We start from the raw sequence: 16,139 nt of genomic DNA, 5'->3' as shown, positions 1-16,139 counted from the left end.
GAATTACCTGAATCGATTTGGTCAGTTGATCAAATTGTAGCAGATTTGCTCTTGTTAGGACTAGCACGGAAAAGACCAGAAAACGAAGTATCTATTTCTTCAGGGAGGGGATCATTAAAATCATCAGGTACAATAAATTCACCTTCACACAAACCAATAGGACGGCGTTTTTTAGGTGTTTTTGTAAATAATGCCATGATCTTTTATGGTTATGGAAAGACAATCACGGCTAGTAGATGGGGATTGCATGACTTGTGCATCACAGTGCAAGACCTGGGGATAATGGGCATAGTCTCCTGTATTTTCTAAGTTGTAGCCATTGTTGCTATATCTTAATAAATCTTCATACAGCGCTTTGCGCTGTTATGGTGTACAGCTTTAAAGGCTCAAAGCCATGTACCACAACCCTATTCCCTATTCCCTATTCCCTAGCGCGAAGCGCTGTATCCCGAATTCTGAGCGAAGATAGACTGGTCACCTCTTGTGGATTATAGACACTGAACCAAATTAGAATCAGATTTGACTCAAAGTGGGCCAACAAGAGGCGATCGCAGCGATCGCCTCAAACCCTAACACTCTATACCATCGAGTATCCTGGTCACCCCTTGAGCTTGGAAGCATACCCCATCTAAATCTGAGCAATTCTGACGTTTAGGGATCAATTTTAATTGGCATCCCAGATTCAGGAAATTGACGCTTTAAGGCGGGGAAGACTGGACAAACGGGTTGAGCTTGGAGACTCATTTGGCGATTGACGTTAAATTTGCTCCAAGTAAAGGGGGATTTGTTCGCCGCAGACATCCATAAGAGCCGTTTGGCGCGAGTCATGGCCACATAGAGTAGGCGATATTCTTCGGCGGTTTTGAGCTGTTCGGCCTCGATCCAAGCTTGATGTCCCTCTGGAATGGGATCTCCGTGTAAATGGGCCCGAATTTGGGCGCGAGCGACTTCGGCTAAACTAAATTCTCCTAAAAACCGGGTTTGGGGCGGAGTCCAGAAACTGCCAGGAATCATGTTTTTGTGTAGAAACGGTAAAAAGACATAATCCCAATCTAATCCTTTGGCTTTATGCATGGTGATGATGGTAAGCTGATTGGGCCGCATATAAGGGGAATCATCGGCGGTATCTACTTCAACTGGCTCAAATCGTTCTGATTGGACAATTTCAGTTAGAACTCTCAACAGAGCCGACAGGGACGAGTCGCCTAGGGTTTGCTGGGTGACTCGTTCTGCTAATTTATCGGCGGTGGCGAGTTCGTTTTGGCTATAGCGTAGGGTGAGACCAAGAAAGGGAATGAGTTGGTAAAGGGGTAAGTCTATTCTTGCCCGAAGCAGGGCGCGACAGTAGCGGCGGGCGCTTTTACTGGTGTCATCTCCGGGAGAGTCGAGGGGGCCGGGATAGAGGAAGACTTCGGGTAAGCTGGCTAGGGCGTTGAGGTCTTGGGGGGGAATGAGGCGACGGTTGACGAGGACGGTGAGGGCGGCTTTGAGTGCGTCGGGGGAATGGGGACGTTCGAGGAAGTTGAGCAGGTTGAGTATTTCGGCGGGGACGTGGGAGTGGCGATCGCTTTCGGCGACTTCAAAGAGGTTAATTTCGGTTCCGTATTTCTCCCGCAGTTGGTGGGCGACAAACCGTCCTTGATCGTTGGTACGGACGAGGACGGCGGCGCTGCGATAGGGGTCTTGGGTAAATAGGGTATGAATGCGATCGCCAATCCATTCTACCGCTTGGAAGACATCGCGGGGACTGTAGAGTTCTAAACCTTTGCCTTCGGGGGCTGGGTTTGCGTCCGGTTGGGGGTCTTCGGGAGGTACGGGTTTAATCAGTTGTTCGCTGAAGGGTAAGGGGGCGGGTTGATTTTGGTTGTCAATATGCCGGTTAACCCATTGCAGCATGAAGTTAGCAGCGCGGAGGATAATGGGACTAGAGCGCCCGGCACAGTCGAGGGCGATGAGTTGGTTTTGGGTTTGTAGGCGATCGCAAAATTGGCGAAAATAAATGGGGTCGGCTGGGGTAAAAGTGGAGTTAATGGCTTGGTTGGGATCGCCCACTCGCATCAGGTTGATGGTGGGTTTATCCCCATTTTCCCTGGTAGGGGCGGGTTTCAAACCCATCCCTACAGAACCCGCGCCGATGGAATCACTATCCTCTTGGGCTAAAATTTCTAGCAGTTTCGCTTGTAGGGGACTGGAGTCTTGGGCTTCATCTTCAAACACGGCAAAGACCTGATTTTGCCATAACCGTCTTGCGCCCACATCTTGCAGAACCCGCAAGGCTCCCAGAATCATGTCATCATAATCGATTAAAGAGCGCGATCGCAGTTGCTGCTGATAGGTTTCATAAAGTCCCGCCGCAATGCGTAAAATCGGGTAATCCTCTCCAGAGGTTTGACTCTCCTGAATTTGTGCCAGCTCCAAGAGATCTGAGGGCAATAAACCAGAGCTTTTGGCTTCATGAATTGCAGTATAGGCTAAGTAGGGTAAAACTTCAGTTCGCAGCACCCCTTGACGACGCAGGCGTTCCGTTTCTTCGCCGTCGGACTGGTTGCCTTCTAATAGCCTTTGGTAGAGTCGGGGATGGCTATTAGCCCAATTTTCCACACTTTGGCGCAGGAGTTGGTGCGATCGGTTAGGAGAAATCAGGGTAAGCGCGTCTAAACTGAGGGTAGATAACTCTGGGTGGCGCGTGGCAATTTGCAGAGCCAACCCATGGAGCGTATGCACCACAAAGCCAGTGGAGGGTAAGCCCAAGGTTTGCAGATGGCGGCGAATTTTGCCCTTTAGACTCGCAGCCGCAGAACGGGTAAACGTCACGACTACCAGTTGATGACGGGTATGGAGACGATTTTGAGCAATGGCGATCGCCGCCGCACCCGCCATCCCCGTAGATTTACCCGATCCCGGAACCGCCGAAACCGCCAATTCTCCCCCTTGCCAACCAGCCATCTGTCTTTGCCCTTCCCGCAACTGGTGGCGAATCGAATTTAAGGCGCTTTCTAATGGATCGGAAATCGGCGTTTCAGAAGTTGTGCTTGAGAGAAAATCAACCATAAATTCCACTTTTAAACATTAATCACCCATTCCCCGTTCAAGCTAAACTCCCTGCACCTAATTTCTGATTTTCATTTGGGGATGATGTCAAGCTCTGATGAACAGGAATTTCAATTTCAAACATGGCTCCTTGACCGGGTTCTGAATAACATTTTAACATCCCTTTATGGTGTTCAACAATAATTTTATAACTAATGGATAGCCCTAAACCCGTTCCTTTGCCCACAGGTTTAGTCGTAAAAAAAGGATCGAATATTTTTTCTGTAGTTTGCAACTCCATACCCGGCCCATTATCTCGAATTTGAATGACAATTGTGTCTGCTGAAGAACGATATTCTGTATGAATTGTTAAAACCCCCTCTTCCACTTCTAAATGGATCGGACTGGAGTCTACCATAGCATCTGAAATTTCAGATTCTAAAACCTCAATACCATTCGCTAAAATATTCATAAACACTTGATTGAGTTCCCCTGGATAACATTCCACCAAGGGCAAATCCCCATATTCTTTTTGCAGTTGAATCGTTCTCCCGTTATTTCTAGCTGATTTCAATCGATGCTGTAAAATCAATAATGTGCTTTCAATTCCTTCATGAATATCGGCTTCTTTCAAGTTCGCCTGATCGATTCTAGAAAAATTCTTCAAGGATAAAATGATTTCATGAATACGATGGGTTCCCATATTCATAGATTCTACCAATTTTGGCAAATCTTCCTCAATATACTCCAGGTCAATATCCTCGATTTTTTCTGCAAGTTGCAGATCGTCTGGATAATTTTCTTGACAATCTTTGATTAATTCAAGTAAATCTTGACAATAAGCCGTCAAGGGAGAAAGGTTACATTGAATAAAACTGACTGGGTTATTGATTTCATGGGCAATACCGGCAATCATTTGCCCTAAACTTGACATTTTTTCAGCTTGAATTAAATGGGATTGAGTCTCTTGGAGATTATACAGTGTGGTTTGTAATTCTTTGTTTTTAGATTGCAATTCTTCTGTCCTCTCTTCTACAATTAATTCTAGGTTTTTATTGTATTTCTCTAAGGTGTTAAGTGAAGTTTTCAAAGAATTTGTCATCTCATTAAATGTTTTGGCTAAAATACCAATTTCATCTCCAGAATAAACCGATGCTTTTACATCAAGGTTGCCGGCTCGAACAGCACTAGTTGCCTCGGTTAATTTATGAATGGGATCGGAGATTTTTCTTCGTAATATAATGGTCATCAATATTCCTAAAATAAGGATAAAAATGGAGCCAATTAGGGTTTGTAGTTGTGAGGAATTTAGGCTAGAAACTCCAGATTTCAATTCTGATGTAAATTGTCCTTTTTGAGTTTGAGCAATATAATTTAAAATGATCAACATTTCTTGAGCGATCGGCTCTGCCTTACTCTGATAGACATAAAGATCTTCTCGATAGCGATCGCCCTTCATAATTGCAAAAGATTCTTCTATAGTTCCTTCTATGGTAGATACTTTAGCCAAAACCTCTCTGAGCGATATTTGTTGACTTTCACTGAGAAAATCAGAGCGTGACTGAAGAAAATCTAAGCTGTCTTTACTCTTACGATAATGCCCGGTGTAATCAAATCGATATTCATCTTGGCGAGTTGTGATATAATTGCTAACATCAGCAATTAACAAAGAAAAATTTATTTTTAAATCCACCATTTCTTGGAGTAATTCTAGATTGGTGGGTGATAAAAACTTTTGATCTTGTTCCTGAATCATTTGATCGATGTTGCCCAAGACTTGAAGCGTAATAATTTCTCCTTCTTCTTGCCACAGACGAAAGGCCGGTTCACTCTGTAATCGATCGTCTTTTAAATCAAATAAATAGGGCGGTAATTCTGACCAAATCTCATAAAATCTGCGTAAATTTTCTAGCTGTTCCAGTTGTATCGGGACTTGCCACTGTTGAAATAAAATTTCCATTTCTGCTAAATTCTTTTCAAAGGCATGTCGAGATTCTTGATATTGATCTCGAAATTTTGAATCTCCGGTCACTAAATATCCCCGTACATTGGAGAGCATTTTTAACAAGTTACTTTGTGCTTCGGAAGATGAAAGAGCGATCGGCATTCGTAATTCTTGAGTACGATTAATATTTAAGGTCGCTTGTACACTGCTCCAATAATTTACGCCCATAATCACAAAGGTAGCTCCGATCAATCCACCAAAAGCAACGTTAAGTTTGTCTTTAATAGTGAGTGGTTTTATTTTTATGATTTTCCCGATCTTAGGAATCGATCTTTGAAAATGCCTAGTGATTTTATCAAACATAATGGGTTAACTGTAAGTAAAGTGCTGCACTTAAGAGTTATGAACGGATAAAGTTTAGGGACAGAATATTTAATTGATTGGATCGATACCTGATCGAAAGCTGGAATAGGTCAGTTGATTGGTTGTATACCAGTTGGAAATTGAAGATTGAAATTGTTTCCATTGTTGATAAATTCTAGCAAAGTCTTCACTATCTGAGGCATACTCTTGATAAAGTTCTAAAGCAACTGGGTAAGCATCCTCTAAAATGTCTTGGCTATAGGGCAGTAATTCAGTGCCACTTAAAACCATTCGTTCTAGGGCTTCTCCGTTGGCAGCATCATATCGACTGATGGTTAAAAAATAGGCTTCACGAGCAGCCGACCGAAAAATTTCTTGATAGGATTTGGGGAGCTGCTCCCATTGGGTACGATTAACTAAGGCAATCAGAATAGATGAGGGTTCCCACCAACCGGGATAGTAGTAGTAAGGGGCAATGCGGTTCAGTCCTAGTTTTTCATCATCATAGGGCCCAATCCACTCGGCAGCATCTATTTTGCCTTGTTCCAAGGCGGGAAAAATTTCATCTCCGGGTAAAACTTGGACTTCACAGCCGAGTCGTTCCAGGATTTTACCGCCTAAACCGGGAATTCGCATTTTTAAACCCTTGAGGTCATCAACAGTATTAATTTTGCGATTAAACCATCCTCCCATTTGTAGGCCAGTATTGCCTGCGGGAAAGGCATTCACGCCAAAGCCTTGATAGATTTTCTCCATGGCCTCTAGTCCTCCTCCATAATAAAACCAGGCATTATGCTGTTGAAGGTTCATGCCAAAGGGCAGGCCCGAAATAAGTCCTAGGGCAGGATTGCGATCGAAGGAAAAGAGAAGATTGGTATGGCCACATTCTACGGTTCCTGCAATGACACCATCAAGAATTTGTAGGGGAGAAATAATTTCATTGGCGGGATAGGGGGTAATGCTGAAGCGTCCTTCGGTCATTTGTTCGACTCGCCGACAGAGGATTTCGGCGGCTCCAAAGATGATATCTAGGGATTTGGGCCAACTGGTGGCCATGCGCCAACGGATGAGGGGTTGGCTGGGGGTGGGTTCAGGAGTGGGTTCAGGAGGGTTGGGGGATTGACAGGCGGTGATAGTATAGGTGCTGGCTGCGCCTAGGGCAATTTTGTTGAGTAGGTTTCGACGTTTCATGGTTTGGGTTAATGCCGATTTATGTGTATTGGGGGGATGATGAGTTTGCGATGGAGCAGGCGGTTAAGCGGTTGCGCGATCGCTTGCTCGATCCGAGTTGGATGTCGTTTAATTATACTGAGGTCTTACCGGATCAGTCGGATAGTGTGATGGAAGCGTTGAACCAAGCGATGACTCCGCCGTTTGGGGCTGGAAATCGGTTGGTGTGGTTGGTGAATACGGGGCTGTTTCAACAGGCTTCTGGGAGTCTATTGGCTGAGTTAGAGCGGACTCTACCGGTTTTGCTAGAATCTTCCGTACTCTTATTGACTGTAGCGGGAAAACCGGATCAACGGTTGAAAGTGACCAAGTTAATGCAAAAGTACGCTGAATTTCGCGAATTTGCCTTAATTGCGCCCTGGAAGACGGATTTGCTGTTGCAACGGGTTCAGGAGATGGCGAGTCAAGAGGGGGTAAAATTAACTCAGGGAGGGGCGGAAGTTTTGAGTCAGTCGGTGGGTAATGATACTCGTCGATTGGTGAATGAGTTGCAGAAGTTGGCACTGTATCATGCTGATGGGGGTGTGTTGAGTCACCAGGATGTGGAGCGGTTGGTGGTCTCGAATACGCAAACGAGTTTAGAATTGGCCCAGGCGATCGCTAAAGGTGAGGTGGATCGGAGTTTAAGTTTGATTGAGGGTTTACTCCAGAGGAATGAACCCGCGTTAAGGGTGGTGGCTACCTTGGTAGGGCAGTTTCGGACGTGGTTCTGGGTTAAATTGATGGTTGAGAGTGGGGAACGGGATGATCGCCAAATTGCCCAAGCTGCTGAGGTCAATAATCCTAAACGGGTCTATTTTCTCAAAAAAGAGGTGCGATCGCTCCCTTTGACCTCATTACAGCAGACTCTACCCCTCTTGCTCTCCCTGGAGTGGGGACTCAAGCAAGGAAAACCGGAACGGGAAATACTCCAGACTCACGTTATCCAGATGTGTCAGCTCTATCGGAAGTCTTAACGTACAATTAAGACTTAATCTAAGACTTAATCTGGTGACCAGCCCCCAGCGCTATAGAGGATACCCAGCCATCTGGGGGAGAGCTGGAACTTCACCCTCCTAAAAGAATTCAAAAGAGTTGATAGTCTTGTGTTTTGAAAGCGCCATCATGAATGATTCCTTTAATTTTCAATTGCTACTTCGGTCTTCTGGTCGATTCGGATTTCATCGTCAATGGATCTGCCGGACGTTGCTCGCCACTCTATTATCGGTATGTGGAGGATTGACTGGAGCCAACACTGCACAAGCTCAATTTAATTCTCCTGTACAAATGTCTAACTTTGTGCAGTCGGTTTTGGAGATTGAATTGGCTCGTGAAACGGCTTTGCAGAATACTCAAGCACTGGTCTCAACAGGAAATAGACCTGTTTTTGATTGTAACCTAGAGGCAGGAACGGTGAGTAATACGGCGGGAATTCCTCCAACGATGATTAGCTATTTACAAAATTTTTGTAGTCAATCACAAACGGTTTTAGAAGAGCATGATTTGTCCCCAGAAGAGTTTCGTCAAATGACTATGATGTATGGGAAAAACCCTATGCAGTATCCTCAAATCACGCAAGCTTTTCAGCAATTGTGTCAAAATAGCCGATATTCACAATTACAGATTTGCCGTTAAATCGGTAAAAATGGGTGTTTAAGTGACCCCTCAACAGGCGATCGCGGCTATTTCTTAGGGATCGCCTCCTAGAGATTATATTCGAGACAAATAAAAAATACCCATAAAACCCCAAAGATTGGAAGGGGAGAGTTAACCTTTGGACAACCGATCTTGAGAATGGTAAAATTAAAGCTACTTCCGGATATCATTCAGTTGAAACTCAAGATTCCATCTGCGATCGCGGCAGCCAAGGTTAAACTATGTCAGATAATCTGCCCCAAACTCCTTACAAAACCCATCAATCAGCCCAGGGTCATGTTGATTTGCGGGTTCCCACGATTGTGGGTCTGCGACGAGGTATAATCGCTGCTTGGCTGAGAATTCTAGCTTTTCTGTGCTTAGATACGGTCATGATTTCCTTGGCTTGGAAGAGTGCGAAGGTGATTGTAGAACAAGTCGAGTGGTTAGATCATGTTCCCTCCTTTCATTTATTAGCCCATACTCCAGAGCAACCCGGATTTCTATTTCCAATCTTATGGATTACCCTAGGGATGATTGCCACAGGAGGATTATATGGCGATCGCGGTAGTCGTCGTCAGTTTGGTCATTTACTTAGAAGTATTACCTTTGCTCAAGGGGTCTTAATCGTCATTGCCTTTATCTATCAACCGGGTCTGATTATTTCTCGGTCGATGTTCTTCCTATCCTGGTTATTTGTGATTTTATATGTTGGCACAGCACGGTTAATTGCCGAAGCCATGATTACCAATCTTCGTCGCCAGGGTCGAGTGCCTCGTCGGATTTTTCTGATCGGTAATTCCAAAGATACCCTAATTGCTAAAATTGCCCTAAAACTCGATAGCAACAAAGAGTTTACGATCGCGGGACAACTGGATCTATCTCTACAAAGCAATACCAATCAATGGTCTCACGTTCTTGAAGAAATTCAATCTCTGGGTGTGGGGGAGGTGTTTTTCTGTTCCTGGAATGTCGTCGGCAATATTATGCCCCTTTACTGGAGTTTAAAAAATGCCGGAATTGCTCTAAGAATTTTGCCCATTGGTCTAGAAGTTCCCCATCATAATCCCAAAATTGAGATGATTGGCGGAATGCCCAGTATTCAGTTTCAGCCTCCGGGTTTATTGGGCAGTGATTTTTGGATGAAGCGGACGTTTGATGTCTTGGTATCGTTGCTGATTTTACTCTTAGGGAGTCCTCTCTTCATTGCTCTGGCGATCGCCATCAAAATCGATTCCCCAGGGCCGATCTTCTTTAAGCAAACGCGCATGGGACTCAAGGGGAGACACTTTAAGGTCTGGAAATACCGCACCATGGTCATCAATGCTGATCAGTTGATGAAGGAACTCGAAGCTAAAAATGAAATTAAAGGGGGAGTTCTGTTCAAAATGAAAGATGACCCGCGAATTACCAGAGTCGGTAAATTTTTACGCCGCTATAGCTTGGATGAATTGCCCCAAATTGTGAATGTTTTGATTGGGGAAATGAGCCTAGTTGGCCCTCGCCCTTTGCCTTTGCGAGATGTGGAAGGATTTGCTGAACACCACTTTATGCGCCACAATGTTCTGCCGGGAATTACGGGGCTTTGGCAAGTTTCGGGGCGATCGGATATTAAAAACTTTGAAGATGCGTTTAAGTTGGATATGTCTTACATTAATAACTGGTCGTTGGCTCTGGATTTTGAGATTTTATTGAAAACGGTGCAGGTGGTTTTAGGGCGTAAAGGGGCGTATTAATTAACCATATCGGAGTTCGTTTTCTGGCGGAGTGGCACTATCTGGATCGAATTTACGCAAGCCCAAAATTTGCAAGCTTAAGAGCCACACATAATAGGGATTGAGAAAAACATAGCGTTTCCAGAGTCGTTTGGGTTCTTGAATGAGGCGATAGAACCATTCTAGGCCTACGGCTTGCAGGGTCGGGGGGGCTTGGGGCAGGAGTCCGGCATGGAAGTCGAAGGCTGCACCGACGGCTAAAAGGGGCATGGAAAGGCGATCGCGGTATTCATAGGCCCAGACTTCTTGGCGAGGACAGCCTAAACCGACTAGGGTAATGGCTGCTCCACTGTCTTTGATGGTTTGGCTAATTTCTTGTTGTTCTTCGGCGCTGGTTTGCCGGAAGCGGGAGGGCTGAGATCCGGCGATTTTGAGCTGAGGGTAGCGATCGCACAAATTTCGAGAAAAAGCATCTAAAACCTCTTGTCGAGACCCGTACAGGTAAATGGGCAGCCCCTCCTGAGCCGCTCGCTCGCAGACCCTCAAGGTTAAATTGGGGCCGTATACCCGGTCAGATAATCCCGCTTTATGAAGAAAATTCAGCGCCCAACGCACGGGTTGCCCATCGGGACAAATTAAATCCATATGATTGAGCCGGAAGCGGTGGGTATTATCCAGAACGCCCGTCATTACCCCATGAACAGCAAGGGCAGAAACCGATAGCCCTTTTTTTTCTTTGGCGGCTTCAATAATCCGGGCAACTGCTCCTTCATAATCGATCGCATTAACGAGAACTCCCAGGATATTCCGCTTTCCAGCATCAATCATTTAAATCGTCTCCTTTTCCCAACGCTCTTGATTAAATTCGTAAATTTCCCGCAAGATTTGGGGCACATCATACTGGTGTTTCCAGTTGGGATAATGGTTGGCAAACTTGGCATTATCACTAATCCACCAAATATGATCGCCAATGCGGTTGGTTTCAGAATACGTTGAATTTAACTCCTTGCCCGCAATTTCCTGACAAATTTTAATCGCTTCGAGCATGGAGCAATTGCTATAGCGCCCGCCTCCCGTATTGTAAACTTCGGCGACTCGCGGCGCTTGGAAGAAGGCATCGAAGGCATTGATTAAGTCGGCGCTGTGGATATTGTCCCGCACTTGTTTGCCCTTGTAGCCAAAGACGGTATAGGGTTTGCCGGTGACGGTGCATTTCATTAGGTAGGCGAGAAACCCGTGCAGTTGCGTTCCGGAATGGTTCGGCCCGGTGAGACATCCGCCGCGAAAACAGGCGGTTGGGATCTGGAAATAGCGACCATATTCTTGCACCAGCACATCCGCAGCAACTTTAGACGCGCCGAATAAACTATGGGTGGTTTGGTCAATGGACATATCTTCCCGAATGCCGGTGTTATAGGTATGTTCGGGGTCAATTTCCCATCGGGTTTCTTGTTCGATGAGGGGCAGACGGTTGGGAGTGTCCCCATAAACCTTGTTGGTGGAGGTGAAGATAAAAGGCGCTTCGGGGGCAAAGTCGCGGGTTGCTTGCAGGAGGTTCAGGGTTCCGTTGGCGTTAACGGTGAAGTCCATGTGGGGGTCACGGGCGGCCCAGTCGTGGGAGGGTTGGGCGGCGGTATGGACGATGAGGGCGATATCTTTACTGTAGTCTTGGAAGAGTTTGGCGATCGCCTCTTGATCTCGAATATCCAGTTCTAAATGCTTGTATTGTTTGCCCAAAGCACTCTCTAATCTCTGGCGGTTCCACGTCGTCGAGGCATCATCCCCAAAAAACACTCGGCGCATATCGTTGTCAATTCCAACAATTTCTAAGCCCTTTCCGGCAAAGAATTTGGAGGCTTCGGAGCCAATTAAACCCGCAGAACCAGTGATAATCGCAATACTCATGATTAATTTGAATTCAATAACGGTGATTCTTGTTTAGCAACCCTTCTATAGAGTTGGGCAAAAAATTGCCCCTTAATCTCCCAATCGTAGACTTCACGCACCCGTTTTTGTCCAGCTTGTCCTAATTTTTCTCTGAGTTCGGGGTTTTGGGCCAATTGTTTCATGGCCTCAGCTATCCCAGTGACGGCTTGATCCGGATTCAGGGCTGGTACTTTAATGCCGGTTTCCGCCGTAACCTGAGTATTCGGCCCTCCCAGAGCTAAACAGATAATCGGCCGACCCGCAGCCATGCCTTCCAGACAAGTCCATCCCCCAGAATCATGTAAACTCGGATGCACCAGAACATGGGATTGTCCTAGTTTTTCTAGGCTTTCATCGCGGGGACGTTTGCCCCAGAACTTGACCCGGTTTCCTATTCCCAAACTCTCGGCTAAGGCCTCCAGTTTTTCCCGGTCTGGCCCATCTCCCAACAGCCAATATTCGGCATCGGGTAAATTGGCCTGGGCAAAGGCACGGACAGATAAATGATACCCTTTCCAGTGTAATAAGCGCCCTAAACTGATAAAGCGGATGGGAGAGGTCGGCGGTTGTCCTAGGGAGGCTAACCGGGTCATTTCGGCTTGGGAAAGACCGGCTTCTGAATAGAGTTCTATCTGGGAAACGGGCATATTTTTGACTCGTTGGGCCGTATCTTCCGTAGTGACGAGGGCGATCGCACTCCGTTTCGCTGTCAGCCGCGTAAACGGGTCTCTTTCCCCGATTTTTTGGGCAATATCCCGCGCCGTTTCATATAATTTGGCTTTCAAGCTAAAATCGCGCCAAAACGGTTTAGGAGCTGCTTCTCCGCCCCCTATGGGGCCCCAAATAAAGGGCACAGGTAATAGACAGACTAAACTCGGCGACCAAAACTTAACATAAGTCACATGGCGCACCACATCTAACTGCACTTCCTCATGCAATCGGCGAGCTTCTTGATAAGCTAAAAGTTGCCACAGATAATAATGGAGTTGCAGCCCCCCTTGTCTGCCCTTAAAATTTTCTTTCCAGTCGAAGGGTTCCACATAGCAAAACTGTAAATTAGGAATGGGATTACGCTCTAATTCGGCTTCAATGGAAGGTTGGCAAAACTTTCGGGTAATTACCCACACTTGATCGTGTTTGGCAGACTCAACTGCCGCATTCCAACCGACTCCTTCTTCGGAGCCTTGTCCGGGTTCGCAAGCAAATGCTGATAAGAGAATTTTCATAGCTTTATCTCTAAGTTTGATTTTATTTTCCCAGCACTTTCTCTACTTGACTGGCTAAAAACAAGCCTGCTTTTTCTGCATTATGCTCGGCCATTAATTCCTGGGATTTTTCTCCCATCTTTTGGATCAACTCTGGATCATCAATTAGTCTCATCATGGCTTCAGCAAATTTTTCCGGTTCATAGGGATCGATAACATAGCCATTTTCTCCTTCTATAACCATTTCAGATGAACCCGCCCATTTTGAAGCAATAATTGCTTTGCCAAAGGCCATTGCTTCTAAGAGAACCACACCCCAAATATCTTCTAATGTTGGAAAAATAAAAACATCTGCCGATCGAAAATAGGGGCCAAGTTCACCATATTTTAACCAGCCTGTCCAAGTAACTTGTTCTTCCAAGTGATTTTCTTTGACAAAGGATTCTAATTCCTCTCGCTGTTCCCCATCCCCCACTAAGACTAAGCTATAGTTAGAATAACCTTTTTTTTGCAAAACACTGCAAGCTTGTAATAACTTTTTGACTCCTTTACGGGGGACAAGTAGACCTACACATAAGAAAATCGGTCTTTTGAGTTCTACTGATGCGGGTTCAATCGTAGCTTGTTGTTCTAAGAGCGTTTGGGTATCTGGAACCAAGTAGGGACGATTGATGATTTTTTCTAGAGGTACTCCTACAAATTCAACTAAATAGTCTTTTCCCTGACGAGAGTTAGCAATTACGCGATCAACAAACTTAATAATACATTTACGAACTTTTAGTCGTAAAGGATCGTCGCGAAAGTCTACATTAGATGAGCTACCATCATAGATAAGGATTAATTTCCATTTTCCGATGGATTTGAAAAGAATTGCTAATACTGTCCAAATCGAAAAGCTACTGGCAAATACTACATTAGGTTTGAATTTGAGCAAGGGCAAGATTACCGTCGGAGAAACAATGATTATTCCTCGGTTATAACCTGATTCAATGGTTTGAGTTTCCTGAAATCGATACTTGCCGATGACTGTAATTACGTTTGCACCTGGTGCTTCTGGGTTAAATCCGGGCCAGGTTTGACCTGTATAAAATTTGGTGTGGGGATAAATTTTAGTAAAGTGACTTAATACAGGTTGCCAATAGGCTCCTCTCCTAACTGCGGGAACTAGCCATGCAATCCGAGTATTCTCCATTCTGAAGACGCTCCATTGATTTGATATTTATTTTTACTGCTATTTAATGATTTCGCGATTTTCTTTGCCAGCAGCCTAATTTTGTTTAAATAGCACTGACAAAAAGAGTTTTCGATAGGGAAGTATCCAAAAAATGGGCCAGAGAATTCCTCCATGCCGTTGCATCAGAAGTTTCCACTCTTCCCACGGTTGTAGGGTAACACTTTCTAAGGATAAACCTTTGGGTTGCTCAATATTTTTTAATGCTTTCTTGAGAACCGGAGTGTTTTCTGGATTCGGTTTAGGATTTCTGGCGCAACTTCCTAAATACCCAGAAGTAATCCAAATGCTACAGTCCTTTTGTTTGGCCCGCAAACTGTAGTCCCAATCTCCGGCATAATGAGTTAGAGCTGGATCTAGGTTGCCAACAACGGTAGTAACTTCTTGAGGGATAAGCGTAATGTTACCACAGACGAGATCACAGGCTTGGGGTGTATCCGTCGGTTTAACGGGAGAACACTTAAAGGGAGGATACCACCATCCCAGTTGCCGATAGCCTCCATAAGTCCATTCTTGAGTATCTGGATCTTGGGTTGAGCCGGCAATGATAGAGCGAGGTTGTTGGCGATCGCTTAGTTGCTGATGAGTGTTCAAAAGTGTGCTAAGACTATGGGGGTACAGGATTGTATCATCATTGAGCCATAGATAATAATCATGGCCCACACCTAGAGCGGCTGCAAAGGCTTTCCGCATTCCGCCGTTCCAAAACAGGTTACCATCCCCTTGCAGGATCTTCACTTGAGGATAAGTTTGGGCGATCGCCTCTGACGTGCCATCTGTACTCCCATCGTCTACTAAATAGACGACTAGAGAAAAATCAGAGGATAAATCTTGGCTCAAAAGCGAGTGTAGGCTCTGTAAGGTTTTGTCTTTCCGATTGTGGCAAGTCAGTAAGACAGCAATAGTTTTACAATTCATAACATTTTGATCAGTAGCTTGCCATGTCACATCTATTAGCACTATTATAAGGGGAGTCTACTCAATTCTGTATAGAAAACCAATATTGTTTTTTGGGACTGTAATTATAGACTATTCAGTAATAAAAAACTTATTTTTTATTGCCTTGTATAGTTAATCAAAATCAGGAGTAAATTATCATGATAAGTCGGGCAATGCAGTTAATAAAAACTCTGATTACCGATCCTAGTTCTTATCAAGATTTATCGAGACGAGTTAGGGACGAAAAGTTAATAGAGAAATTTGTTAGCGATCCAGAGTTTCCTTTTTTCGTTAGTTTTCCTAGAACAGGTAGCCATTGGATGCGCTTGATGATGGAGTTATATTTTGAGCGCCCTTCTCTAGTCAGAGCATTTTATTATAAAGATAGCCAAGATTTCATGAGTTATCATACCCATGATCTCGATCTAGATGTCTATCGTAAAAATGTTATCTATCTGTACCGAGATCCCGTGCCTACAATTTATTCACAGTTGAATTTTTATCAAGAAAATACAAATGACAAAGAAAAAATAGAATATTGGTCTAATCTGTATGGAAAGCATTTGGGTAAATGGCTGATTGATGAGACAGTCAGTGAAAAGAAAACAATTCTTCGCTATGAAAGATTAAAAGCAAGTATTGAAGATGAATTTTCTAAAGTTACGGATCATTTTGGAAAATCTTTAGATAAAGAAAAATTGAATCAGATTAAAGATCGAGTTTCTAAAGAAGAAGTCAAGAAAAAAACATATCACGATCCACGAGTGATCGCCCGTGACAATAATTATGAATTGTCACGAGAGGATTTTACTCGTCTACACTCTGATTGGGTGTATGAGTGTGTCTTAAAACAGAACTCTGGATTAGCTAATTATTTAGAGGTGTGATGTCGATCGTGATGCTTATTTTTGAAATCTCATCTCATAGCATTTATATTCAGA

The 16,139-nt window shown here is 44.5% G+C and carries 13 protein-coding genes; 4 read left to right on the top strand and 9 right to left on the bottom strand.

Annotated features, from left to right (window positions below; genetic code table 11):
* Positions 1-29: 29 nt before the first annotated feature.
* The 4 genes from PMG25_RS15560 to PMG25_RS15545 all read right to left on the bottom strand — a co-directional run bounded on the left by PMG25_RS15560 (position 30) and on the right by PMG25_RS15545 (position 6,529).
* The gene (locus PMG25_RS15560; RefSeq protein ID WP_283767814.1) at positions 30-197 is read right to left on the bottom strand and encodes a hypothetical protein; all 168 of its coding nucleotides are present in this window, start codon (positions 195-197) and stop codon (positions 30-32) included.
* Between the two features lie 454 nt (positions 198-651).
* Positions 652-3,051, bottom strand: coding sequence for an ATP-dependent helicase (locus PMG25_RS15555; RefSeq protein WP_283767813.1), 2,400 nt, complete (start codon positions 3,049-3,051; stop codon positions 652-654).
* Between the two features lie 37 nt (positions 3,052-3,088).
* Complete coding sequence (locus PMG25_RS15550) at positions 3,089-5,203, bottom strand: ATP-binding protein (protein WP_283767812.1); 2,115 nt, start codon at positions 5,201-5,203, stop codon at positions 3,089-3,091.
* 204 nt (positions 5,204-5,407) lie between these two features.
* Complete coding sequence (locus PMG25_RS15545; RefSeq protein ID WP_283767811.1) at positions 5,408-6,529, bottom strand: TRAP transporter substrate-binding protein; 1,122 nt, start codon at positions 6,527-6,529, stop codon at positions 5,408-5,410.
* 11 nt (positions 6,530-6,540) lie between these two features.
* On the opposite strand from PMG25_RS15545, the gene holA reads away from it, so the two are divergent.
* The 3 genes from holA (at position 6,541) to PMG25_RS15530 (ending at position 9,918) form a co-directional block, all read left to right on the top strand.
* A complete protein-coding gene (gene holA / locus PMG25_RS15540) occupies positions 6,541-7,524 on the top strand; it encodes a DNA polymerase III subunit delta (protein ID WP_283767810.1) in 984 nt (327 codons plus the stop codon).
* A 148-nt stretch (positions 7,525-7,672) separates the two neighbouring features.
* The gene (locus PMG25_RS15535) at positions 7,673-8,182 is read left to right on the top strand and encodes a DUF4168 domain-containing protein (RefSeq protein WP_283767809.1); all 510 of its coding nucleotides are present in this window, start codon (positions 7,673-7,675) and stop codon (positions 8,180-8,182) included.
* A gap of 242 nt (positions 8,183-8,424) precedes the next feature.
* On the top strand, positions 8,425-9,918 hold the full coding sequence (locus tag PMG25_RS15530; protein WP_283767808.1) for a sugar transferase: 1,494 nt from the start codon (positions 8,425-8,427) through the stop codon (positions 9,916-9,918).
* Here PMG25_RS15530 and PMG25_RS15525 read toward each other — a convergent pair whose 3' ends face one another.
* The 5 genes from PMG25_RS15525 to PMG25_RS15505 all read right to left on the bottom strand — a co-directional run bounded on the left by PMG25_RS15525 (position 9,919) and on the right by PMG25_RS15505 (position 15,177).
* On the bottom strand, positions 9,919-10,725 hold the full coding sequence (locus PMG25_RS15525) for a WecB/TagA/CpsF family glycosyltransferase (RefSeq protein ID WP_283767807.1): 807 nt from the start codon (positions 10,723-10,725) through the stop codon (positions 9,919-9,921).
* On the bottom strand, positions 10,726-11,802 hold the full coding sequence (locus PMG25_RS15520) for an NAD-dependent epimerase/dehydratase family protein (RefSeq protein WP_283767806.1): 1,077 nt from the start codon (positions 11,800-11,802) through the stop codon (positions 10,726-10,728).
* A 2-nt stretch (positions 11,803-11,804) separates the two neighbouring features.
* Positions 11,805-13,049 carry a glycosyltransferase family 4 protein gene (locus tag PMG25_RS15515; RefSeq protein WP_283767805.1) on the bottom strand — a complete coding sequence of 415 codons (1,245 nt, stop codon included), beginning with the start codon at positions 13,047-13,049 and terminating at the stop codon, positions 11,805-11,807.
* A 22-nt stretch (positions 13,050-13,071) separates the two neighbouring features.
* On the bottom strand, positions 13,072-14,220 hold the full coding sequence (locus PMG25_RS15510) for a glycosyltransferase family 4 protein (protein ID WP_283767804.1): 1,149 nt from the start codon (positions 14,218-14,220) through the stop codon (positions 13,072-13,074).
* A gap of 75 nt (positions 14,221-14,295) precedes the next feature.
* Positions 14,296-15,177, bottom strand: a complete 882-nt coding sequence (locus tag PMG25_RS15505; RefSeq protein WP_283767803.1) for a glycosyltransferase family 2 protein — start codon at positions 15,175-15,177, stop codon at positions 14,296-14,298.
* Positions 15,178-15,356: 179 nt separating this feature from the next.
* Between PMG25_RS15505 and PMG25_RS15500 the strand changes: the two genes are divergently transcribed.
* Positions 15,357-16,085, top strand: coding sequence for a sulfotransferase domain-containing protein (locus tag PMG25_RS15500; protein ID WP_283767802.1), 729 nt, complete (start codon positions 15,357-15,359; stop codon positions 16,083-16,085).
* Positions 16,086-16,139: the final 54 nt, after the last annotated feature.

The organism is Roseofilum capinflatum BLCC-M114 (genome assembly GCF_030068505.1).
GTDB lineage: Bacteria > Cyanobacteriota > Cyanobacteriia > Cyanobacteriales > Desertifilaceae > Roseofilum > Roseofilum capinflatum.
The sequence above is the reverse complement of the archived record's forward strand: the minus strand, read 5'-3'. Positions and strand labels throughout refer to the sequence as shown.

Coding starts and splice junctions, on each gene's coding strand:
- PMG25_RS15500 (WP_283767802.1), top strand. CDS start 15,357: ATGATAAGTCGGGCAATGCAGTTAATAAAAACTCTGATTACCGATCCT.
- PMG25_RS15530 (WP_283767808.1), top strand. CDS start 8,425: ATGTCAGATAATCTGCCCCAAACTCCTTACAAAACCCATCAATCAGCC.
- PMG25_RS15505 (WP_283767803.1), bottom strand. CDS start 15,177: ATGAATTGTAAAACTATTGCTGTCTTACTGACTTGCCACAATCGGAAA.
- PMG25_RS15550 (WP_283767812.1), bottom strand. CDS start 5,203: ATGGGCGTAAATTATTGGAGCAGTGTACAAGCGACCTTAAATATTAAT.
- PMG25_RS15555 (WP_283767813.1), bottom strand. CDS start 3,051: ATGGTTGATTTTCTCTCAAGCACAACTTCTGAAACGCCGATTTCCGAT.
- PMG25_RS15515 (WP_283767805.1), bottom strand. CDS start 13,049: ATGAAAATTCTCTTATCAGCATTTGCTTGCGAACCCGGACAAGGCTCC.
- PMG25_RS15545 (WP_283767811.1), bottom strand. CDS start 6,529: ATGAAACGTCGAAACCTACTCAACAAAATTGCCCTAGGCGCAGCCAGC.
- holA (WP_283767810.1), top strand. CDS start 6,541: ATGCCGATTTATGTGTATTGGGGGGATGATGAGTTTGCGATGGAGCAG.
- PMG25_RS15510 (WP_283767804.1), bottom strand. CDS start 14,220: ATGGAGAATACTCGGATTGCATGGCTAGTTCCCGCAGTTAGGAGAGGA.
- PMG25_RS15525 (WP_283767807.1), bottom strand. CDS start 10,725: ATGATTGATGCTGGAAAGCGGAATATCCTGGGAGTTCTCGTTAATGCG.
- PMG25_RS15560 (WP_283767814.1), bottom strand. CDS start 197: ATGGCATTATTTACAAAAACACCTAAAAAACGCCGTCCTATTGGTTTG.
- PMG25_RS15535 (WP_283767809.1), top strand. CDS start 7,673: ATGAATGATTCCTTTAATTTTCAATTGCTACTTCGGTCTTCTGGTCGA.
- PMG25_RS15520 (WP_283767806.1), bottom strand. CDS start 11,802: ATGAGTATTGCGATTATCACTGGTTCTGCGGGTTTAATTGGCTCCGAA.